Below are 22,630 nucleotides of genomic sequence, written 5' to 3'. Positions count from 1 at the left end.
TAAACGCATGAAATTTAAAATTATTCCTATTGCTTTGGCAGTCACTTTTAGCTTTGTCTCTTGCGAGGATAACAAGAAGGTAAAAGAAGAACCTGTTCAGGAAGAGAAGGTTACTGCAGAGACAAGCTTTGATTATACTGTTGGTGAATTTGCAGATATTAAGATATTAAAATATCAAATTCCAGGTTGGGAGGAACTTTCTTTAAAAGAGCAAAAATTAGTTTATTATCTAACGCAAGCCGGACTTTCGGGTAGAGATATTATTTGGGATCAAAACTATCGCTATAACTTAAGTATAAGAAAAGCTTTAGAAAATATCTATCAAAACTATTCTGGAGATAAAAATACAGAAGATTGGATTGCTTTTGAAACCTATTTAAAACGAGTATGGTTCTCTGGAGGGATTCACCATCATTATTCTATGGATAAAATGAAGCCAGAATTCGATAAAGCTTACTTAGAAACATTAATGAAAGAAACTCAAACAGAACTAGCTTCTGAAGCTTTAGAGGTCATTTTTAATGATAAAGATGCTAAAAAAGTGAATCTTAAGGAAGAGAAAGGCTTATTAAAAGGCTCTGCAACCAATTTTTATGGACCCAATGTAACCGCGGCAGAAGTGGATGCTTTTTATGCAAAAAAGAAATCTCCCAATCCAGATAAGCCACTTTCTTACGGACTTAATTCTAAATTGGTGAAAGAAGATGGAAAACTAGTAGAAAAAGTATGGAAAAGTGGTGGGATGTATGGTGAGGCCATAGATAAGATTACCTATTGGCTAGAAAAAGCAGAAGGCGTTGCCGAAAATAAAGCGCAAGCAGATGCTCTAGCTTTATTAATTAAGTATTATAAAACAGGAGATTTACAAACTTGGGATGATTATAATGTAGCCTGGGTAGAAGCTACTAAAGGAAATATAGACTACATCAATAGCTTTATTGAAGTGTATAACGACCCAAAAGGATACCGTGGCTCTTACGAGTCTATTGTACAGATTAAAGATTTTGATATGTCTAAAAAAATGAAAGTTTTAGAAGACAACGTACAATGGTTTGAAGATAATTCTCCTATTATTAAAGAGCATAAAAAAGAGTCTGTTGTTGGCGTAACTTACAAAACGGTAATCGTAGCAGGTGAGGCAGGAGATGCTTCTCCAAGTACACCAATTGGAGTAAATTTACCAAACTCTAATTGGATTAGAACCACCCACGGAAGTAAATCTGTTTCTTTAGGAAATATCATTAATGCTTATAGTCACGCTGGTGGGTCTGAAAAATTAGATGAATTTGCCTTAACGGAAGAAGAAAAAGAGCTATCTAAAGAATACGGAGATACAGCCGATAAATTGCATACGGCATTGCACGAAGTAGTTGGTCACGCTTCTGGAAAAATTAACTCTGGCGTTGGTGAAACTAAACAAACTTTGAAAAGTTATGCTTCAACCATGGAAGAAGGTAGAGCAGATTTAGTGGGTCTTTATTACCTTATGGATCCCAAAATTGAAGAACTTGGTCTTACTGATGATATTGATAAATTAGGAAAAGCAGCGTATAATGATTACATCCGTAACGGATTAATGACTCAGCTTACGCGCCTTAACATAGGAGATGATATTGAAGAGTCTCATATGAGAAACCGCCAATGGGTGAGTGCTTGGGCTTTTGAAAAAGGAAAAAACGCCAATGTGATCGAAAAGGTGAAGAAAGATGGAAAAACTTATTTTAAAATAAACGATTACGAAAAGCTTAGAGAGTTATTTGGGGAATTGCTAAAAGAAACTCAACGCATCAAGTCTGAGGGAGATTATGAAGCTGCTAAAAATCTAGTGGAAAATTATGGTGTAAAAGTAGATCAAGACGTTCATAAAGAGGTTTTAAAAAGAAGCTCAGAGTTTAAAGCAGCGCCTTACAGCGGCTTTGTAAATCCTATACTGGTTCCCGAAATGGACGACGCTGGAGAAATTACAACGATAAAAATAACCTATCCAGAAAGTTTTGAAGAGCAAATGATGAGGTATTCAAAAGAATTCGGATTCTTGCCAGCAATGAATTAATTCTCATTGAGAATAGAGTTCAAAGTTCTTTTAAGAGCTTTTGGTAATTTTAAACAATGAGGCTGTTTAAAAAGTTTTGAAAACTGTTATTCTGAAACTGCCCGTACCATTCAGGCGGATTTATTTCAGAATCTCATCATATTGATAAATAGATTAATATGAGAACCTGAACCAAGCCCGCCTGAGTGAATTCAATTCTGGCAGGTTCAGGTTGAAAAAAACTAAGTTTTTAGACAGCCTTTTTTCGTCTTAGAAAAAGAAAGAATCTATTTTTTATTAAGCTCGTGAACTCCGCCCCCTTGTTCAATACTAAGTTGGTTATTTTTAAATGTAATTTTAATTCCTGCTGGTGTAAAGACAAAAGTATTTTTGGAAGTAGGAGTTAATTTAAAGGAAGATTGTCCTGTAGCTTGCGCTATTAAATTGCCTTCATCGTTAGTGATACTAATGTCTAAAGGAAAACTCTCACTCCCATAAACTCCCTCGTAAGAAGTTAAAGTTTCCATAGAAAGAATTATTTCTTTAGAATATTGAGGCATTTCAAAATTACCCTCAAAGTAATCTGCCAATATGCTTAAGGCAATATCGTTGAGGTTTATAGAGTTGGCATTGGCAGTTAATACAAAAGCCATTTTTTCATTGGGAAAATATCCCGCCATAGAAGAAAAACCATCAATCCCTCCTGTGTGTCCATAAGCTCTATGTTCATTATATGGCAATTGAAAAAGTCCTAATCCAAAGCGCTCTTCAAAAATTTTCATATTGAGCAAACTTCCTGCAGAAAGTAGCTTCCCTTCTAATACAGCGGAGTAAAACTTTGCAATATCTATGGGTGTAGAAATAATATTTCCAGCGCCCAATGGAACACTCATATGAGTTTCTGCTTCTTTTTTCCAAGTGCCCATTTTGCGAGAATAAGAAAAAGCCTCATTTTTATTAGGATTAATTTTCTTACCTACCTCTGTGTTTTTTAATTTTAGCGGTTTAAAAATTCTTTCTTCCAAAATATTAGAAAAACTATCTTTTTCAAGATCTTCTGCTATAAAAGTAAGAAGCAAATAATTGGTATTAGAGTATTCACCTTTTTCTCCGGGTTCAAAAACTTTTCCATTTTTCTTAATAATAGCCAAAAGTTCTTGTTTTGAAATGGCTTGAGTATTCATACTCAAATAGTCTTCTGCACTAGTAAAATTAAACAATCCGCTGTGGTGATTTAATAATTGCTGAATCGTGATTTCTGAAGCGTTTACAATATCGGGATAAAATTCTGCCAAGTTTGTGTTTAGCGTTAATTTGCCTTCATCTATAAGTTGCAAAATTACTGTGGCGGTAAAGCTCTTGGTGATCGAGCCTATTCTATATTTGGTGTTTTTATTTGCTTTCTTTTCTTTTTCCAGATCAGCAAATCCTATACTTCTAGTGTAAATCTCTTCTCCATTTTTAATAAGCGCAACACTTCCCATCATTTTGTGATGTTGGTCTACCAAATCAAATAAGCTGTCTAATTTTTGAGTATTTAGATCTTGCGCTTCCGTGGTAGCGAAAATTAAAAAGATGCCTAATAAGGTGATGTAATTTTTCATAAGATAAAGGTTTTACATTCCAGTACGAATAGCTTCTACAGGATCTAATCTAGAGGCAGAAATAGCAGGAATAATACCCGAAATTAAACCGATAAGTGCAGAAACAGACATCCCCAAAATGATATTAAAGGTTGATAAAACAAAATCAAAATCTTCTGTAAGACCAGAAGCAATTAGTGAAATGATCCAGACTAAAAACAAGCCTACCAAACCGCCAATAATTGCCAATACAACAGCTTCAAATAGAAATTGAAGTAAAATAAACTTGTTTTTAGCCCCCAAAGATTTTTGAATGCCAATAAGATTGGTTCGCTCTTTTACAGATACAAACATAATGTTGGCAATACCAAAACCACCTACAAGTAGAGAAAAACCACTAATGATTAAGCCCATAAAGTTGAGTTGTCCCGTAATATTGTCTATAAAATCGGTTAATCCTTTTAATTGATTCACGAAAAAATTATTGACATCTGTAGGCTTAAGACCTCTAAAAATTCGTAAACTTTGTTCTAGATTAGCAATATATTCGTCATTATCAATACCTTTCTCAGGCTTAATCACAATTTGTGGAAAAACACTTTTGTTATTGTCTCCATAAATTCTTCTAGCCACATTTACTGGTACGTAGACAACTCCATCTTTAGATGGGCCAAAGATACTAGTACCTTCTTTTTCTAAAACGCCAATCACGGTAAATTTTCTTCCGTAAAGTCTTACTTTATTTCCTGTAGCAGCGATGGCTTGTCCGAAAAGATTTTCGGCAATTTCATTGCCTAAGACTATAACTGGCGAGCCACTATTAGCTTCAGCTTCATTGTAAAATCTGCCGTCTAATAATTGTAAAGATTCAATATTATAGTATTCACTCCCCGTGGCTTCAATTTGAACACCTTCTACTTGTTTACCACCAAAAGTGATATTTTCTCGTTTAACATTAAGCGAGTATGTAACCGCTTCTGTTTGTGCCATATTTTTCTTAAGATGTTGGTATTCGGTATAACTCACATCAGGAAATTGTTCTCTTTTCCATTGCGGAATATCTGTAGGGCCAAAAGAAAAACGCATAATGATAATCGTGCTGCTATCTAGAGAACTTAAACTGCCTTTCACCTCTTTCTCTAAAGAATCTACGGCAGCCAAAACCGCAATAATGGAGAAAATACCAATTGTTACCCCCAAAAGGGATAAAAAAGTTCTTAATTTATTGTTTTTGAGCGCATTAATAGCAAAATTAAAACTCTCTTTGATGATGCGTAAATAGATGAGCATAAGGCCTTATGGCTAAAATTTATTAGGTAGCTTTAAAGATAGGACGTTTTGCTTATTTTTTTGTTACAAATTTATAAGAATAAAATCCTATTCGTGTTTAGCTTTTGAGCTTAAAATATTACTTTCGCAACACGAAACAACAACACGACATGAGTCATTCAAAAATTGCAAAATCAGCCTTAATTTCTGTATTTCATAAAGATGGATTAGCGCCAATCGTTAAAAAACTTAACGAGCAAGGAGTAACGATCTATTCTACTGGAGGAACAGAAACTTTCATTAAAAACTTAGGAATAGACGTAGTTCCTGTAGAAGATGTAACCTCTTATCCGTCTATTCTTGGCGGAAGAGTAAAAACATTACACCCAAAAGTATTTGGTGGTATTTTAAATAGACAAGATCATGAGGGAGATGTGAAAGAGATGGAGCAGTACGAGATTCCGCAATTGGATATTGTTATTGTAGATTTATATCCTTTTGAAAAAACGGTGGCTTCTGGAGCTTCAGAACAAGATATTATAGAAAAAATAGATATTGGAGGAATTTCTCTCATTAGAGCTGCTGCAAAAAACTTTAAAGATGTGCTTTGTGTTTCTTCTATGAACGATTATGAAGAGTTTCTAGAACTTATTTCTGCTAATAATGGCGCCATCTCTTTAGAAGATAGAAAACGTTTTGCAGGAAAAGCCTTCCAAGAATCTTCGCATTACGATACAGCAATTTTTAATTACTTTAATCAAAATGAAGTCGAGCTAGTTTATAAGCAGAGCATCACTCAAGGAAAGCAATTGAGGTATGGAGAAAATCCACACCAAAAAGGCTATTTCTTTGGAGATTTTGATGCGCTTTTTGATAAATTACATGGTAAAGAATTGTCTTATAATAATTTACTAGATGTAGATGCAGCGGTAAATTTAATGGGAGAATTTAAAAATGATGCACCCACTTTTGCCATCTTAAAACACAACAATGCCTGCGGATTAGCGCAAAGAGATTCTATTTTAGAAGCTTATAAAGATGCGTTGGCAGGAGATCCTGTTTCTGCTTTTGGAGGTGTTTTAATCGCTAATACCACTATTGATGTGGCTACTGCGGAAGAAATTCATCAATTGTTTTGTGAAGTTGTAATTGCACCAAGCTACGAAGAGGAAGCTTTAGAAATTTTAAAAGGAAAGAAAAACCGTATTATTCTTACTCAAAAAGAAGTAGAACAACCAGCAACTACGGTGAGAACTTGCTTAAACGGAGTTTTGGTTCAGGATAAAGACTTAAAAACCGATACGAAAGAGGTGCTAAAAGAAGTTACAGATGCCAAACCGAGCGCACAGCAAATAGAAGATTTATTGTTTGCTTCAAAAATTTGTAAGCACACCAAATCCAACACCATCGTTTTGGTAAAAGGAAAACAACTTTGTGCCAGCGGAACGGGGCAAACTTCTCGTGTAGATGCCTTAAGACAAAGTATAGAAAAAGCACAAGCTTTTAAATTTGATTTAAACGGAGCCGTAATGGCGAGTGATGCTTTTTTTCCATTTCCAGATTGTGTAGAAATAGCAGATAAAGCAGGAATCAAGTCGGTTATTCAACCTGGAGGATCCATAAAAGATCAATTAAGTATAGACTATTGCAATAAAAATGATATTTCAATGGTTATGACAGGTACACGTCATTTTAAACACTAACTTTATACCTTTATAAATTACCCTAATTCAATACCTTTTAAAATTCTATGGGATTTTTTGATTTTCTTACAGAAGATATAGCAATAGATCTTGGTACGGCCAATACACTTGTTATTCACAATGACAAAGTAGTGGTAGATAGTCCATCTATTGTTGCTAGAAACCGCGTAACCGGAAAAATTATTGCAGCAGGAAAAGAAGCTGCCATGATGCAAGGAAAAACGCACGAAAATATTAAAACCATACGACCTTTAAAAGATGGGGTAATTGCAGATTTTGATGCAAGTGAGCAAATGCTTACTATGTTCATCAAAGAAATACCCGCTTTAAAAAAGAAGATTTTTACTCCGGCTTTGCGTATGGTCATTTGCATTCCTTCTGGAATTACAGAGGTAGAAATGAGAGCGGTAAAAGAAAGTGCAGAGCGCGTAAATGGTAAAGAAGTTTATTTAATTCATGAACCCATGGCCGCAGCCATTGGGATTGGAGTAGATATTATGCAGCCAAAAGGGAATATGATTGTAGACATAGGAGGAGGAACCACAGAGATTGCGGTGATTGCCCTTGGCGGAATTGTTTGCGATAAATCTGTAAAAGTAGCAGGAGACGTTTTTACCAATGATATTGTATATTATATGCGAACGCAGCATAATCTATATGTTGGAGAGCGCACTGCAGAAAAAATTAAAATTCAGATTGGTGCAGCTACAGAAGATCTAGAAGTACCACCAGAAGAAATGAGTGTTCAAGGACGTGATTTATTGACGGGAAAACCAAAGCAGGTAGAAATTTCTTACCGGGAAATAGCGAAAGCCTTAGACAAATCAATTCTTCGAATAGAAGATGCTGTGATGGAAACTTTATCACAAACTCCACCAGAGTTAGCAGCAGATATTTATAATACTGGGGTATATCTTGCAGGAGGAGGATCTATGTTAAGAGGATTAGACAAGCGTTTATCTCAAAAAACAGACTTGCCAGTTTACATCGCAGAAGATCCTTTAAGAGCGGTGGTACGTGGTACAGGAATTACTTTAAAAAATCTAGCAAAATTTAAAAGCGTTTTGATAAAATAGGGAAGAGATTAGAATATGCAACAGATTATCAATTTTCTTATCAGATATAAGAATACCATACTATTTTTATTTTTGTTTTTGTTGTCTATCTTTTTTACCATTCAAACCCACTCATACCATAAAAGTAAGTTTATAAGTTCAGCCAATTTCTTTACCGGTGGAATTTACTCTTGGGTAAATAATCTTGATATGTATTTTAACCTTAAGGAATACAACGAGAGATTAGTAGATGAGAATAAAATGCTAAGAGAAAATTTAGCCGCCTTAAAAGAGGTAGAATTAGACTCTGTTTTTACAGATACCATTTCTTACGAGGAACCTTATCAATTTATTACTGCCAAAGTTATTGCCAATAGGTATTCTAAACTAGATAATTTTTTATTGGTGAATAAAGGAAAACTGGATAGTGTCGCTACAGATTATGGAGTGATAACCAGTAGAGGAATTGTGGGTATAGTCGATGAGACTAGCAAAAATTATGCAAGGGTAATATCTATTTTAAATACTAATTCTGCCATTAATGTAAAGCTCAAAAGATCAGATCATTTTGGAACACTTACCTGGAACGGAAAAGATCCTAATATAGTTCAAGTGGAAGAAATTCCGCGTTTAGCACCCGTTAAAAAGGGAGATACGATTCATACAGACGGTAGATCCTTAATATTCCCAAAGGGAATTCCAGTAGGAGTTGTAGAAAATTTTGATTTGCAAAGCAGTCAAAATTACTATGAGATAGATGTGAGATTGTTTAACGATATGACCAATATTGGCTATGTCTATTTAATTAAAAACAACAACCAAGAAGAAATTAAAAATTTAGATAGTAATGAATAAATTTTTAATTTCTAATATTGCTCGATTTGTGATTCTTGTATTGTTGCAAGTACTTATTCTTAGTAATATAAATTTTCTGGGATATATTAATCCCTATTTATACGTTTTCTTTATTTTATTGCTACCGCTCAACTTGTCGCAGTATAAAGTTATATTTTTTAGTTTTCTAATAGGATTAACTATAGATACTTTTGAGGATAGCGGAGGTATACATGCGGCGGCAAGTGTTCTCATTGCTTATTTAAGACCAAGTTTTTTAAGATTTTCTTTCGGAATAAGTTACGAACATCAAACCGTAAAATTTCATCAGACTCCATTTGCTCAAAGATTCTCTTACATTTCGTTGTTAGTTTTTATTCATCATTTAGTATTATTTTCTTTAGAAATATTTGATGTAAATTTTATTGTTTTATTACTTAAAAAAACCTTATTTTCTAGCCTATTTACAATTTTATTAATTCTTATTGTGACAGGACTATTTCAGCAAAATAAAAAATGAGAAAATTACTTTCAGTTAGTATTATATTAATTACTGGTTTTATTTTTATCGGGAGGCTATTTTATATGCAAGTAGTAGATACTTCGTCTGTAGGGCTTTCAGAAAATAATGCGATTAGTGTAGATTATGATTATCCGCAAAGGGGTTATATTTTTGATAGAAATGGAGAGCTTTTGGTCTCTAACCAGCCTTCTTATGATGTCATGGCTATACCAAGAGATATTGAACCTTTTGATACTACAGAGTTTTCTGGCTTACTTAATATTTCTATAGAACGCTTAGAAAAACAATTGGATAAAGCAAAAATTTACTCGCCTAGGTTGCCTTCGGTTATTGTGCCTCAGCTTACGAAAGATGAATTTGCTTTCCTACAAGAAAAAATGCGAAAATTTGAAGGTTTCTATATTCAGAAGAGATCCTTACGAGACTACCAAACAGAAAATTCTGCTAGTGAATTGGGTTATATTTCAGAAGTTACAAATGCCGAAGTAGATAATCTTCCTTATTATAAATCTGGAGATTTAATTGGAAGATCGGGAGTAGAAAAACAATATGAAGAAATTTTAAGAGGAGTTAAAGGAGTAAAATACACGCAAAAAGACCGTTTTAATAGAGAGATAGGACCTTATAAGGAGGGGATTTATGATACACTTCCTGTAAAAGGAAAAGATATTACTCTCACCTTAGATGCAAAACTACAAGCATACGGCGAACAATTAATGCAAGGTAAACATGGTGGTATTGTAGCCATTGAACCTGCAACGGGCGAAATTATTTCTTTGATTACTGCCCCTGCTTATGATCCCGCTTTACTTGTAGGAAGAAAAAGATCAAAAAACTTTACAAAGCTTTGGTATGACACTATTAATAAGCCACTTCTAAATAGAGGTTTGCAAGCAATGTATCCGCCGGGCTCCCCTTTTAAAGCTTTAACGGGTTTAATCGCTTTAGAAGAAAATGTAATCAGCACCAAAGAAACCATAGGCTGTAACATGGGATTTAGATATGGTAGATCTGCAAAAATGGGATGTCATTCTCATTCGAGTCCACTTTCTATGACTCCCGCATTAGCACAATCTTGTAATACCTATTTTGCAAAAACCTATAGAAGAGTGATTGATAAATATGAGAAAGCCAGTGATGGAATGGACGCTTGGAGCAATCATTTAGAAAGCTTTGGGCTAGGAGGTTTTTTAGGAAACGATTTGCCGGTAGGCCAGCCTGGAAGAATTCCTGACGGAGATTATTATGACAAATGGTATCCTAGTGGAAGGTGGACTTCTACCTATACACTATCCAATGCTATTGGACAAGGAGAAGTTTTGGCAACACCAATTCAGTTGGCTAATTATACAGCCGCTATTGCGAATAGAGGTTGGTATTATACGCCACATATTTTAAAAGAGATTGACGGTACGCCTATAAAAGATGAAAAATTTACGCAAAAAAATCAAACCACAATTAGTAAAGAACATTTTGAGCCTATTATAGAAGGAATGTTTGGCGTATATGAATATGGAACTGCAAGTTTTTTAAGAATTCCAGAAGTTGAAATCTGCGGAAAAACAGGAACTGCCGAAAACTTTACTAAAATTGACGGAAAAAAAACTCAACTAACAGATCATTCTATCTTTATAGCTTTTGCTCCCAAAGATGATCCTAAAATAGCTATAGCTGTAGTAGTAGAGAATGGATATTGGGGTTCTCGCTACGCTGGAAGGATAGCTAGCTTAATGATAGAAAAGTATTTAAAGGAAGATATTTCAAGAAAAGATTTAGAAAAATGGGTATTGGAGCATTCTCTAGAAGAGGAATATGTAAAACCTTACAGCGGTGAACCTTTTATAATTAACCAATAAATGGGGAAATCTACCGAAATAGATTGGATCACCGTATTTCTTTTTATAATTCTAGTGGGGTTTGGGTGGATGAATATTTATTCAGCTTCGATAAACGATGCTGCCACAGGGTTTTTAGATATGAGTCAAACCTATGGAAGACAAGCTTTATTTATTGGGTTAAGTCTTATACTCATAGTTTTTATTCTTTCTGTAGAAGCTAAATTTTATGAGCGCTTTTCTAGCGTAATATATCTGCTTGCTTTGCTTTCTTTACTGGGACTTTTTGTATTTGGTCGTACGATCTCGGGCTCAACATCTTGGTATACTTTTGGGAGTTTTAGTATTCAACCTACAGAATTTGCTAAAATCGCAGCCGCCTTAGCCTTAGCGAAATACTTAAGTGATATTCAAACCAACATCAAAACCTTTAAACACCAAATAACTGCTTTTGGTATTCTTCTTCTACCAGTAATTTTAATATTGCTGCAACCAGACCCAGGAAGTGCAATCGTTTATGCCGCTTTCTTTTTTCCTCTGTATCGCGAAGGTATCTCCGCTGGTTATTTGTTAGTATTTCTTTCGTTTGGAACTCTTTTTGTTTTCACCCTTCTCTTCGGAAGTATTTGGGTTTCCGTAGGAGTAATTCTAATGGCTTTATTAATGTTATTTATTAATCGGAAGAAAAAAAAGAAGCATTACCTACGCTATATTCTAGTCACATTATTATCTATAGGTTTTGCTTTTTCTGTTACCTATATTTTTGAAAATGTTTTTAAACAGCATCATCGCGATCGTTTTAATCTAGTTTTAGGAAAAGAAGTAGATAGTCGTGGGATAGGTTACAACACGCGTCAAAGTGAAATTGCGATTGGTAGTGGAGGGTGGACAGGAAAAGGCTGGACGCAAGGAACCCAAACTAAAGGAAACTTTGTGCCAGAGCAGCACACAGATTATATTTTTAGTACCGTAGGAGAAGAGTGGGGCTTTTTGGGAAGTAGTATCGTGATGATATTATTTGTTTTTCTGCTTTTACGGATTCTCTTTTTAGCCGAGCGACAAAAATCTCACTTCAGTAGAATATATGGCTACAGTGTTGCTGGTATTTTATTCATACATTTCTTCGTAAATATAGGAATGGTTATAGGTATTTTTCCAACCGTAGGAATTCCTTTACCATTTTTTAGCTATGGAGGTTCTGCTTTATGGGGATTTACTATCTTATTGTTTATTTTTATAAAATTAGATAGCAATAGAAAAAATTATCAGTTTTAAAAGATGAACTTCTCTAGGTTAAAGTACATTGATTAACCTTAGGATAGAGCAATCCATTTTGTTCTCTTTATCGTAAATTTAAATACTACATTATATAACTAAGTAAAAATCATTCTCATGAGTAAAACGTATTATGATCCCGCAGATTTAAGAAAATTTGGAAAAATCACCGATTGGAGTGAAGAATTAGGAGATAAATTTTTTGATTACTACGGAAAAGTTTTTGAAGAAGGAGCGCTAACCGCTCGTGAAAAATCTCTCATTGCATTAGCGGTTTCTCACGTGGTTAAATGTCCGTACTGTATAGACGCTTACACCCAAGATGGCTTAAAACGCGGAATTACAAAAGAAGAAATGATGGAAGCAGTCCACGCCGGAGCTGCAATAGAGAGTGGAGCAACTTTGGTACACGGTGTGCAAATGATGAAAAAATATGATAAACTCTCTCACTAAGGCTCCTTAAACTAAACTACTCTTTAATTTAAAATTTTTCTTTTATGACTATGAAGTCTCTTAAAAAACAAAAAAACAAACTAGCAGATGCAAATAGACAATTGGAAATCTTGTCTAGCGGTATTTTTGAAAACGGAGAATTATCAACATTTAAGGATAAAGTTTCCAAAACATATCAATTTCCCTTACGGCCCAAGCAATTAGAAATACTTCAAATTAACTTGGGTTATATGTGCAATCAGGTTTGTGAGCATTGCCACGTAGATGCTGGGCCAGATCGTAAAGAGATTATGACCAAAAAGACCATGCAGCAATGTTTGGAAGTTATTCAAACTACAGGAGCGCATACCTTAGATTTAACTGGAGGAGCGCCAGAGATGAATCCTCTATTTAGATGGTTTGTAGAAGAAGCTTCAAAAGTTGGGATTAAAGATTTTATCGTGCGTTCTAACCTTACCATTATTAGAGCGAATAAAAAATACCACGATTTGCCAGATTTCTTCAAAAAATACAATGTACACGTAGTTTCTTCTATGCCGCATTGGACCCGAGGAAAAACCGATAAACAGCGAGGAGTCGGTGTTTTTGATAAAAGCATAAAAGCCCTTCAAGAATTAAATGAGCGTGGCTTTGGAATGCCAGATAGCGATTTGCGCTTAGATTTGGTATACAATCCAAGCGGAGCTTTTCTTCCCAGCGATCAAGCCAGTATGGAACGCGATTTTAAAAAAGCCCTGCTAGAAGATTTCAATATTCATTTTCATAGTTTGTTTGTAATCACCAACCTTCCTATTTCGCGGTTTTTAGATTACCTTATTGCTTCAGATAATTATGAGGAGTATATGTACAATTTGGTAGATGCGTACAATCCAGCAGCGGTAGAGAATGTGATGTGTAGAAGTACCATTTCTATCAGTTGGGATGGATGGCTGTATGACTGCGATTTCAATCAGATGTTAGGCTTAAAAGTAGCAAGTAAAGTGAAACATATTTCAGATTATAACGAAGAGGTTTTAAATGATAGAAATATTATTACTTCTCAACATTGCTATGGTTGTACTGCTGGTGCAGGAAGTAGTTGTCAAGGTGCTGTCACCTAAAATTTGTATCTTACCGCCAGTTTAAATTCATTGCATGTTTCAAAAGGTAGTCATTATAGGAAATGGAATTGCTGGAGTAACCGCAGCACGGCACATTCGTAAATTTTCTAACAAAGAAATTTTAATCATTTCCGCAGAAAGCGAATATTTCTTTTCCAGAACGGCTCTTATGTATATTTATATGGGACATATGAAGTTTGAGCATACGCAGCCCTACGAGAATCATTTTTGGAAAAAAAACAATATCCAATTGTTACAAGCTTTTGTCGAAAATGTAGATGTTTCGAATAAAAAACTTACTACGCAAACAGGAGAAGAGATTTCTTATGACCAACTTATTTTAGCCACAGGTTCTCAAACGGCTTTTAGAGGATGGGAAGGTGAAAATTTAAATGGAGTTCAAGGATTGGTCAACAAACAAGACCTTGAGCTGTTAGAAAAAAACACAAAACATATTCATAAAGCGGTCATCATTGGCGGCGGATTGATTGGAGTAGAATTGGCTGAAATGCTCCACACCCGAAATATTGATGTGACGATGTTAATTCGAGAATCTGGATTTTGGGGTAATGTCTTACCAAAACAAGACGCTCAATTTATCTCGCGGCACATTGAAAAACACGGAATCGAAATTCTAAAAGAAACTGAACTAGATAAAATTATAGAAGATAAAAACAATCAAGTTACTTCAATTCTTACGAAAGAAGGAAAACAAATTAAATGTGATTTTGTAGGCATTTGTACGGGTGTTCAACCCAAAATCAAATTTCTAAAAAATTCTGGAATAGAGACCAATCGAGGGATTTTGGTGAATAAATATTTAGAAACCAACATTAAAGACGTTTACGCAATTGGCGATTGCGCCGAATTAAGAGAACCAAGCTCACAGCGTAGAAGTATAGAAGCGGTTTGGTATGTGGGTAGAATGATGGGGGAGACCTTGGCGCAAAGCATTTGTGATAATCCAACGGCTTACCAACCAGGAAATTGGTTCAATTCGGCTAAGTTTTTTGATATAGAATACCAAACTTATGGTAGTGTTCTCGCTTACGCGGAAGACGATATTGGTGATTTCTACTGGGAAGATCCTAAGCATGAAAAAGCCATTCATATTCAATTCGCTAAAGCAGATGAAACTTTTCTGGGCATCAATACCTTCGAAATAAGAATGCGTCACGAAGTAATAGATCAATTTTTATCTCGACAAATCAAAGTAAGCGAAGTAATCTCTCGTTTAAAAACTGCTAATTTTGATAAAGAATTTTCTAGAAAATACGAAAATCAGATTCAAACTTCTTTTAATGAAACCTATTCTAATTCTAAAGTAACTTAAAGTTTTATGTATCAATCTCAAAAATCAATGGCGTTAGGCGGGCAGCCACCCAAAGCACTTTCTTCTTTGCAAAAAATAGCAGTGAGTTTGGGAATGTTAGGATTGCTCATCTTGGTTCTTGCAGCATTTCAGGTGCAATTGCCTCAAAAAAGCTTGTGGCTGAGTCTCGCTTTAAGCGGAATAGGAGGCGGAGTCATTTTATTTTCCGCAGCAGCGTATAAAAATAAATCGGCTGGAATTAAAAATGATGGCGTTTGGTTTAAATCCATTTCAAGTAGAGGTCTTTGGGCTTGGGTTTTTGGTGTAGTGCTTACAGGATTCTACGTGATTTTGTATTTCTTTCCAGCTTTAATCGGCTTGCGAGAAGATGCCGCCAATGTAGGTCTAATCGCTCTTTTTGATCCTTTTAGTAAAGCTTTAAGCGGTAATCCTGCCAGCCAATGGTTTGTTTACGGCGTTTTGTACACGCTAGCTATTCTTTCCTTCGGAATTAAATTTCTATGGAAATATAGACACAGCCGCTATGAGAAATTAAGAACCATCTCGGTAATGTTTTTTCAAACCGCATTTGCTTTTTTGATTCCAGAATTTATGGCACGCCTTAACGGAAAAGGTTTTTCGCTTCCTTATTATGACCTAAAAAATATTTGGCCGCTTAACTATTATAATTTCGAACAGTACCGCGTAGATGATTTTATAAGTGCAGGAACGGTAGGAGTTGCTTTGCTCATTTTTGGAATCGCTTCCATACTTATTATAACGCCTATTTTAACCTATAAATATGGAAAACGCTGGTATTGCTCTTGGGTTTGCGGTTGTGGCGGCCTAGCCGAAACTGCTGGAGATTCATTTAGACATTTAAGTGATAAAAGTACCTTTGCTTGGAAGGTAGAACGCTGGGTGGTGCATAGTGTGGTGGTGTTTGTGGTATTGATGACTACGGCTGTAGTTTACACTTATTTAGGTTATGATTCTCAAAAATATTGGCTTACCAAAGACACTTTCTTATTGTTAGTAGGTGGTTTGTTAAGTCTGGTATTTGCTTGGACGATGATTTTTAAGCGTAAAGAGTTAGAGAAAGATGCACAATATGCAGCCATAGGTTATATGGTGATTATTACTAGTTTGATAGGGATTCATTTTTTTAGTGGCAATAATTTATTTTTATTTCAGGCAGAAACACTTAGGTCTTCTTATGGTTTTCTTATCGGAAGTATTTTTAGTGGCGTGATAGGAACTGGTTTTTATCCCATTTTCGGGAACCGAGTTTGGTGTCGTTTTGGATGCCCTATGGCAGCGATTTTAGGATTTCAGCAACGTTTATTTTCAAAATTTAGAATTACGGTAAATGGCGGACAGTGTATCTCTTGTGGAAACTGTTCTACCTATTGCGAAATGGGAATTGATGTGCGTGCTTACGCTCAAAAAGGAGCTAATATTGTGCGTTCATCTTGTGTAGGTTGTGGAATTTGTGCTGAGGTTTGTCCGCGCGGAGTTTTAAAATTAGAAAACGATTCCCTTGACGAAAGAATAAATCCTAAAGACGTACTTTTGGGCAACGATGTAGATTTGATGAACTACGTGAATCAAAAGTAAATGACCCCAAGAATTAAAGTGATTATTCCTGCTTTTAACGAGGAAGAATCTATAGGTTTAGTAATTAAAGATATTCCTGATTGTGTAGAAGAGGTAATTGTGGTTAGCAATAACTCTAGCGATAACACCGAAAGAAATACGGCAAAAGCGGGTGCTAGCGTTTTAAAGGAAGCTAGAAAAGGCTACGGTTACGCTTGCCTTAAGGGAATGGATTATATCGCCCAGCAAGAAACGCCACCAGAAATTATTGTTTTTTTAGACGGAGATTACAGCGACTATCCCGAGCAACTAACTCAGTTGGTAGAACCCATTATTAAAAGGAACATAGACTTTGTAATCGGGGCGAGGGTAAAGCGACTACGAGAACCAGGTTCGATGACCTTCCCGCAGATTTTTGGAAATGGTTTAGCCACTTTTTTAATGAAAGTTATGTTTAATTCTAGATTTACAGATTTAGGGCCATTTAGAGCGATCAAATATCAAAAATTATTGGCTTTAGGTATGGAAGATAAAACCTATGGGTGGACGGTAGAAATGCAATTAAAAGCGTTGAAAAAGAAGTACACCTATGAAGAAATTCCTGTAAAATATAGAAATAGAATAGGAGTTTCCAAAGTTTCAGGAACTTTAAAAGGAGCAGTTGTTGCTGGAATAAAAATCTTGACCTGGATTTTTAAATATGGTTTTAAAAGATGATTATAGAAATACTTCTTATCAGCATATATAGTGGGTGTTTGCTGCTAGTCTTCCTATACGCCATTGCGCAACTAGGGCTCTATTTTAACTATTTAAAATCTAAAAAATTTTCTGCGGAAGCTTTACAGTTTAATTTTTCTAATCCTGAGGAAATCCCTCTAGTTACCATTCAATTGCCTCTTTATAACGAAATGTATGTGCTGCAACGTTTATTAAAAAATATTGCTAAAATTAACTATCCCAGAGAAAAATTAGAAATACAAGTCCTAGATGACTCTACCGATGAGTCTTTACAGCAAACGGAAGAATTAATACAGGGCTTGAAAAAGCAGGGTTTAGATATTAAACACATTACGCGCACCAAGCGTTCAGGGTTTAAGGCGGGAGCTTTAAAAGAAGGTTTAAAAACGGCAAAAGGAGAATTTATAGCCATATTTGACGCCGATTTTATGCCGAATGAAGATTGGTTACATAAAACCATTCCGTTTTTTAAAGATCCTCAAATTGGTGTGGTACAAACCCGTTGGGGTCATATCAATAGAAATTATTCTATTCTTACCAAAATTCAAGCCTTTGCGCTAGATTTTCATTTTATTTTAGAACAAGTAGGCAGAAATTTTGGCAACCACTTCATTAATTTTAACGGTACTGCGGGGGTTTGGCGAAAAGAATGTATTCTAGATGCGGGCAATTGGGAAGGCGACACTTTAACCGAAGATTTAGATTTGAGCTATAGGGCACAACTAAAGAACTGGAAATTTAAATATTTGGAAGAAGTTGAAACCCCGGCAGAATTACCAGTGGCGATTAGTGCGGCAAAATCTCAACAATTTCGATGGAATAAAGGCGCGGCAGAGAATTTTCAGAAGCTGTTTTTTATACTGGCGAAAGATTCTAGCGTTTCGTGGAAAACCAAATACCATAGTTTTTTTCACTTGCTTAACAGCAGTATGTTCTTGTTAGTGTTGGTCATCGCCATTTTAAGTGTTCCTATTTTATATATTAAAGCCAGTCATCCCGACTGGAATTTTATTTTCTACGGAATTGCATTTTTTGGTCTAAGCACTTTTATCTTTTTGATTTGTTATTGGCTTACCTATAGCAAAATTCATGGAGGCGGTTTTAAAAACTTCTTTAGATTTATAGGTTTATTTCTGGCATTTTTCTCGGTAGCTTTAGGATTATCGGTACACAATTCCATAGCAGTGATGGAAGGACATTTTGGAAAGAAATCGGACTTTATACGAACTCCAAAATTTAATATTTCTAATAAAGACGAAGTTTGGAGAGCTAATAAATATTTGAAAAGAGAGTTTTCTTTTGCGCAAATCTTAGAAGTGCTATGCCTGCTTTACTTTGGTTTTGCTATTTATAGCGCCTTTAAAATCCAAGATTTTGGTTTGCTGCTTTTTCATCTCATGCTTTTTATGGGCTTTGGTTTTGTGTTGGTAAAATCTTGGGCATTTAGGAATTAGTATGAATTCTCAAAATGTAATAATATATTCCGACTATCAAATAGAAAGCTCTTAATGCGAGCGACCTCAAAGGTTTCCATCCCGAAACTTCGGGACTGTGAGATCTGAAGATTATGGAAGTTTTCTGAATTTATAGATTAGACAGAAATAAAAAAACACGTGTGAAAGAATTATACAGCCAATATAAAATTCCTTTATTCTTCTCAATAGCGATAATTGCCATGTATGCCGCGTTTGCTTATGATTTAGAACGCTATGACTTTATAAGACTTTTTTCTCTCTACGCTGCTCTATTTTTTCTAAGCTATAAGCTCATTCAATTTAATCACGGGAATTTTAAATTTTTATTGTTTGCAGGAATTCTCTTTAGACTGATTTTTCTATTCGCTCTGCCCAACCTTTCTCAAGATTTTTATCGGTTTATTTGGGATGGAAGATTGATTGCTAACTTTGTAAACCCCTATCTTTTTACTCCCAACGAATATCTTTTGAACGGTTCTACTTATCTCTCTCAGGCGGAAGACTTAGTGGAAGGAATGGGAACGCTAAGCGCAGGGAACTTTAGTAATTATCCGCCCATAAATCAGTTGTTTTTTGCAGCAGCAGGATTATTTTCGGGAATATCTATTCTGGGTTCAGTGATTGTATTTAGAATCATAATATTAGCCGCCGATGTAGGAATTTTCTTTATAGGACGTAAACTTCTTATAGGAATAGGTAAAGATCCCAAACACATATTCTGGTATTTTTTAAATCCGTTTATTTTGATAGAACTTACTGGAAATCTCCATTTTGAAGGGGCGATGTTGTTCTTTTTATTAGCTTCTATTTATGCCTTGATGAAAAATAAGTGGTGGATTTCTGCTATTTTGATGGGCATCTCGGTTTCTATTAAACTTTTACCACTTTTATTTCTTCCCATACTTTTTAATTTTTTTGTGAACACGAAGAATAATAGGAATCTGCTTAAACAAGGGATGAGATTAATCTCCTATTATATAGTTGTTTTTCTGTGCATCGCAGTTACTTTTCTTCCGTTTTTATCGGGTGAATTTCTTCAAAATTATAGTGCTACGGTAGCACTTTGGTTTCAGAAATTTGAATTTAATGCAAGTATTTACTATCTCTTGCGCTGGTTAGGTTTTCAGTTGGTAGGTTGGAACACAATTGCTGTGCTAGGAAAAATATTACCAATTTTAGTATTTATAAGCATACTCCTATTAAGTATACTAAGAAAAAATAATTCCGTAAAGACTTTATTTACTGCGATGTTGTTAAGTATTTTCTGCTATTTTTCTTTGGCTACCACCGTTCATCCTTGGTATGTAGCGACACCCTTGCTGTTAAGTATTTTCACCGAATATAGATTCGCTTACATATGGAGTTTTGTGGTGTTCTTTAGCTATTCTGCATATGCAAAAGACGGATTTCAAGAAAATTATTGGTTGATAACGCTAGAATATCTTATCGTGTTTTTATTCGCTTTCGCGGAATTTTTTCCTAGGACGAAGCAGAAGATCGTAACCCAATATAAACATTACGTATATAAATAATAGAACCGCCAAAGTGAGAAGCCAAAAGCACTGGATCTTCTCTATAGATAGCATACACCAAAACAATGGCAGAACCTACCAAGCTTAGAATCCAAAATCCTAAGGGTAAACTTGATTTCTGTTTCTGTTCAGAATAAATCCATTGGTAGATAAACCTAAAGACATAGACCAATTGCCCCACAATCCCTGTAATGAGTAACCAAGTACCAATCCCTTGATCTTCCTGCTGTGAAAATAGCAGGTTATAGTTGATGTCTGCTCCAAAAATACCATACCAAATCGCAAAAATGGGAAAACCAATGACGATAAATTTAAAAATAAAAGAAGATGGTTTCCATTGTTTTTGTAGCGCTAGATTTCTTATGAAAACAAAATAAATAATTGCTTGTCCCAGCATAATAGAAAAATCTCGACGCAAATAACCGTAAAAAAAGAACAGAATAGCCGCCAGTAAACTGAGCTTCCAGAAAATAACTGGCGTCTTGAGTTTGTTCGCTTTTTCAGATTTAAACCATTGTATGATAATGCGAGACGCAAAAAGAATTTGTGCCACAAAACCAATACTATAAATTATCCAATCTTGCATAGGTAAAGTAATAGGATTGCAAAGAACGCAAAATTTTATAAGGGAAGTTTATGATTTAAAAAAAGCTTAAGATTTTTTCGTTCGCTGAAGTTGGTATACATCGGGTCTTCTATCCTTGAGGTTGTGAACGCTTCCAAACGTATGTAATTCTCGCAACAAGTCGATATCTACATCGGCAACCAAAATCATTTCGGTATTGGGCGTAGTTTCTGCTTTTACTCCGTTAGACGGAAAAGAAAAATCACAAGGCGTAAAAACTGCAGATTGCGCATATTGAATATCCATATTGTGCACATTTGGTAAGTTTCCTACGCTTCCAGCAATGGCGACGTAACATTCGTTTTCTATAGCTCTCGCTTGGGCACAAAGCCGAACTCGAGAATATCCGTTTTGCGTATCTGTTAAAAACGGAACAAATAAAATATCCATTCCTTCATCTGAAAGTAGTCTGGAAAGTTCAGGAAATTCCACATCATAGCAAATAAGAATTCCTATTTTACCACAATCGGTGTCGAAGGTTTTTAGTTCACTCCCACGTTGCATTCCCCAAATTTTAGCTTCATCTGGCGTTACGTGTATTTTTTCGTAACGCTCAATACTTCCATCTCTTTTGCAGAGGTATCCCACGTTGTAAAGACTGCCATCTATAATCTCTGGCATACTTCCAGAAATAATATTGATGTTGTAAGAGATAGAAAGTTCAGATAGTTTTTCTTTCACCCTTTCGGTATATCCTGCCAACTCTCTAATCGCATCAGATTCAGAAAGGTGATTAAATTTCGCCATAAGCGGCGCATTAAAAAATTCAGGAAACATAGCAAAATCAGATCTATAGCCTGCAAGACTATCAATAAAATATTCCGCTTGCTGCATCAAATCATCCATTCCGTTGTAGGAACGCATTTGCCATTGAATCAATCCCAATCGCACCACACTTTTGTTGGCTGAAGGTTTTTTGGTAGGTTTGGTGTAATAAATATTATCCCATTCCATCAACACTGCATATTCTCCAGAAGCCTTGTCGCCTTCCAGATAACCTTTTAAAATCCGAACAGGATGAAAATCATTAGATAATTGAAAGTTAAGTACGGGATCGTGAATTTCTTTGGCTTTCACCTTATCAATATACTGTTTTGGAGTAAATTCTTTCGCAAATTTATGATAGTTGGGAATTCTTCCGCCAAAAACAATTCCTTTCAAATTCAAGTTTTCACATACCTCTTTTCGGTAATCGTATAAACGTCTACCTAGACGCAGTCCGCGATAAGCGGGCTTTATAAACACATCAATTCCGTAAAGCGTATCGCCATTTTTATCGTGAACTTTAAAGTTATCATCTCCCACGATATCTTGGTAGGTGTGATGGTCTTCTACATCGTTCATCTTCACAATAATAGAAAGCGCACAACCCGCAATATCGCCATTAATTTTAATAACGATTTGTCCTTCAGGAAAAAGAGAAATTAATTTCCCAATTTCATCTAATTTCCAATACGAGTTGGGCATAGAATCGTAAGAAGAAACCGTAGCATCTTTTAACTCCTCAAAATCCTCAATCGTAAGGTATTTTAATTCAATATTCTCTATTTTGTCTAACATTCACATATAATATTAATCTATAGCATCTCTTAAATACCATGTTTTATGAGGGCAAATTGCGCAGAAAAAGCGCAACCGCGCTATCCGCTATATTTTTTGTGGCGTTTCACTTCACAAAAAGATGCCGCTG

18 protein-coding genes are annotated in these 22,630 nt (G+C 35.3%); 14 read left to right on the top strand and 4 right to left on the bottom strand.

All coding sequences use genetic code 11. From position 1 onward, the window contains the following. Positions 1-7: 7 nt before the first annotated feature. Positions 8-2,053: a dipeptidyl-peptidase 3 family protein gene (locus RLT85_RS00645; RefSeq protein WP_311400111.1), complete on the top strand. Its 2,046-nt coding sequence runs from the start codon at positions 8-10 to the stop codon at positions 2,051-2,053. A gap of 266 nt (positions 2,054-2,319) precedes the next feature. On the opposite strand, the gene RLT85_RS00640 is transcribed toward RLT85_RS00645, so the two are convergent. Next, on the bottom strand, positions 2,320-3,636 hold the full coding sequence (locus tag RLT85_RS00640; RefSeq protein ID WP_311400110.1) for a serine hydrolase domain-containing protein: 1,317 nt from the start codon (positions 3,634-3,636) through the stop codon (positions 2,320-2,322). Positions 3,637-3,648: 12 nt separating this feature from the next. After that, entirely contained in the window at positions 3,649-4,905 is a 1,257-nt protein-coding gene (locus tag RLT85_RS00635; RefSeq protein WP_311400109.1) for an ABC transporter permease, read from the bottom strand. 149 nt (positions 4,906-5,054) lie between these two features. Here RLT85_RS00635 and purH point away from each other — a divergent pair, with 149 nt between their 5' ends. From purH to RLT85_RS00570, 13 genes are all read left to right on the top strand, one after another. Then, the gene (gene purH, locus RLT85_RS00630; protein WP_311400108.1) at positions 5,055-6,587 is read left to right on the top strand and encodes a bifunctional phosphoribosylaminoimidazolecarboxamide formyltransferase/IMP cyclohydrolase; all 1,533 of its coding nucleotides are present in this window, start codon (positions 5,055-5,057) and stop codon (positions 6,585-6,587) included. A 47-nt stretch (positions 6,588-6,634) separates the two neighbouring features. After that, on the top strand, positions 6,635-7,663 hold the full coding sequence (locus RLT85_RS00625) for a rod shape-determining protein (protein WP_308864807.1): 1,029 nt from the start codon (positions 6,635-6,637) through the stop codon (positions 7,661-7,663). A 15-nt stretch (positions 7,664-7,678) separates the two neighbouring features. After that, positions 7,679-8,497 carry a rod shape-determining protein MreC gene (gene mreC / locus RLT85_RS00620; protein WP_311400107.1) on the top strand — a complete coding sequence of 273 codons (819 nt, stop codon included), beginning with the start codon at positions 7,679-7,681 and terminating at the stop codon, positions 8,495-8,497. Next, positions 8,490-8,996: a rod shape-determining protein MreD gene (locus tag RLT85_RS00615; protein WP_311400106.1), complete on the top strand. Its 507-nt coding sequence runs from the start codon at positions 8,490-8,492 to the stop codon at positions 8,994-8,996. Before mreC ends, RLT85_RS00615 begins: the two co-directional genes overlap by 8 nt. Further along, on the top strand, positions 8,993-10,855 hold the full coding sequence (mrdA, locus tag RLT85_RS00610; RefSeq protein WP_311400105.1) for a penicillin-binding protein 2: 1,863 nt from the start codon (positions 8,993-8,995) through the stop codon (positions 10,853-10,855). The genes RLT85_RS00615 and mrdA overlap by 4 nt, the downstream gene beginning before the upstream one ends. Continuing rightward, complete coding sequence (gene rodA / locus RLT85_RS00605; RefSeq protein ID WP_311400104.1) at positions 10,856-12,109, top strand: rod shape-determining protein RodA; 1,254 nt, start codon at positions 10,856-10,858, stop codon at positions 12,107-12,109. Between the two features lie 117 nt (positions 12,110-12,226). Further along, a complete protein-coding gene (locus tag RLT85_RS00600) occupies positions 12,227-12,562 on the top strand; it encodes an arsenosugar biosynthesis-associated peroxidase-like protein (protein WP_311400103.1) in 336 nt (111 codons plus the stop codon). A gap of 44 nt (positions 12,563-12,606) precedes the next feature. After that, positions 12,607-13,662, top strand: coding sequence for an arsenosugar biosynthesis radical SAM (seleno)protein ArsS (gene arsS, locus RLT85_RS00595; RefSeq protein WP_311400102.1), 1,056 nt, complete (start codon positions 12,607-12,609; stop codon positions 13,660-13,662). Between the two features lie 34 nt (positions 13,663-13,696). After that, on the top strand, positions 13,697-14,995 hold the full coding sequence (locus tag RLT85_RS00590; protein WP_311400101.1) for an NAD(P)/FAD-dependent oxidoreductase: 1,299 nt from the start codon (positions 13,697-13,699) through the stop codon (positions 14,993-14,995). A gap of 6 nt (positions 14,996-15,001) precedes the next feature. Further along, a complete protein-coding gene (locus RLT85_RS00585) occupies positions 15,002-16,591 on the top strand; it encodes a 4Fe-4S binding protein (RefSeq protein WP_311400100.1) in 1,590 nt (529 codons plus the stop codon). Then, positions 16,592-17,287 (top strand): glycosyltransferase family 2 protein, encoded by a 696-nt coding sequence (locus tag RLT85_RS00580; protein ID WP_311400099.1) that lies wholly within the window; start codon positions 16,592-16,594, stop codon positions 17,285-17,287. Further along, positions 17,284-18,762, top strand: coding sequence for a cellulose synthase family protein (locus tag RLT85_RS00575; protein WP_311400098.1), 1,479 nt, complete (start codon positions 17,284-17,286; stop codon positions 18,760-18,762). The genes RLT85_RS00580 and RLT85_RS00575 overlap by 4 nt, the downstream gene beginning before the upstream one ends. 161 nt (positions 18,763-18,923) lie before the next feature. Beyond that, entirely contained in the window at positions 18,924-20,315 is a 1,392-nt protein-coding gene (locus RLT85_RS00570) for an MptA/MptB family glycosyltransferase (RefSeq protein ID WP_311400097.1), read from the top strand. Here RLT85_RS00570 and RLT85_RS00565 read toward each other — a convergent pair. Beyond that, on the bottom strand, positions 20,263-20,901 hold the full coding sequence (locus tag RLT85_RS00565; RefSeq protein ID WP_311400096.1) for a lipid-A-disaccharide synthase N-terminal domain-containing protein: 639 nt from the start codon (positions 20,899-20,901) through the stop codon (positions 20,263-20,265). The two genes, RLT85_RS00570 and RLT85_RS00565, sit on opposite strands and share 53 nt — an antisense overlap. A 66-nt stretch (positions 20,902-20,967) precedes the next feature. Then, on the bottom strand, positions 20,968-22,500 hold the full coding sequence (locus RLT85_RS00560) for a bifunctional GNAT family N-acetyltransferase/carbon-nitrogen hydrolase family protein (RefSeq protein ID WP_311400095.1): 1,533 nt from the start codon (positions 22,498-22,500) through the stop codon (positions 20,968-20,970). Positions 22,501-22,630 lie beyond the last annotated feature (130 nt).

The organism is Mesonia ostreae, assembly GCF_031845265.1.
In the GTDB taxonomy this organism is placed as follows: Bacteria; Bacteroidota; Bacteroidia; order Flavobacteriales; family Flavobacteriaceae; genus Mesonia; species Mesonia ostreae.
This window is presented reverse-complemented; position numbering and strand designations above follow the sequence as displayed.

Coding starts and splice junctions, on each gene's coding strand:
- mrdA (WP_311400105.1), top strand. CDS start 8,993: ATGAGAAAATTACTTTCAGTTAGTATTATATTAATTACTGGTTTTATT.
- RLT85_RS00615 (WP_311400106.1), top strand. CDS start 8,490: ATGAATAAATTTTTAATTTCTAATATTGCTCGATTTGTGATTCTTGTA.
- rodA (WP_311400104.1), top strand. CDS start 10,856: ATGGGGAAATCTACCGAAATAGATTGGATCACCGTATTTCTTTTTATA.
- RLT85_RS00635 (WP_311400109.1), bottom strand. CDS start 4,905: ATGCTCATCTATTTACGCATCATCAAAGAGAGTTTTAATTTTGCTATT.
- arsS (WP_311400102.1), top strand. CDS start 12,607: ATGACTATGAAGTCTCTTAAAAAACAAAAAAACAAACTAGCAGATGCA.
- RLT85_RS00645 (WP_311400111.1), top strand. CDS start 8: ATGAAATTTAAAATTATTCCTATTGCTTTGGCAGTCACTTTTAGCTTT.
- RLT85_RS00565 (WP_311400096.1), bottom strand. CDS start 20,901: ATGCAAGATTGGATAATTTATAGTATTGGTTTTGTGGCACAAATTCTT.
- RLT85_RS00600 (WP_311400103.1), top strand. CDS start 12,227: ATGAGTAAAACGTATTATGATCCCGCAGATTTAAGAAAATTTGGAAAA.
- mreC (WP_311400107.1), top strand. CDS start 7,679: ATGCAACAGATTATCAATTTTCTTATCAGATATAAGAATACCATACTA.
- RLT85_RS00590 (WP_311400101.1), top strand. CDS start 13,697: ATGTTTCAAAAGGTAGTCATTATAGGAAATGGAATTGCTGGAGTAACC.
- RLT85_RS00580 (WP_311400099.1), top strand. CDS start 16,592: ATGACCCCAAGAATTAAAGTGATTATTCCTGCTTTTAACGAGGAAGAA.
- RLT85_RS00575 (WP_311400098.1), top strand. CDS start 17,284: ATGATTATAGAAATACTTCTTATCAGCATATATAGTGGGTGTTTGCTG.
- RLT85_RS00585 (WP_311400100.1), top strand. CDS start 15,002: ATGTATCAATCTCAAAAATCAATGGCGTTAGGCGGGCAGCCACCCAAA.
- RLT85_RS00640 (WP_311400110.1), bottom strand. CDS start 3,636: ATGAAAAATTACATCACCTTATTAGGCATCTTTTTAATTTTCGCTACC.
- RLT85_RS00560 (WP_311400095.1), bottom strand. CDS start 22,500: ATGTTAGACAAAATAGAGAATATTGAATTAAAATACCTTACGATTGAG.
- purH (WP_311400108.1), top strand. CDS start 5,055: ATGAGTCATTCAAAAATTGCAAAATCAGCCTTAATTTCTGTATTTCAT.
- RLT85_RS00625 (WP_308864807.1), top strand. CDS start 6,635: ATGGGATTTTTTGATTTTCTTACAGAAGATATAGCAATAGATCTTGGT.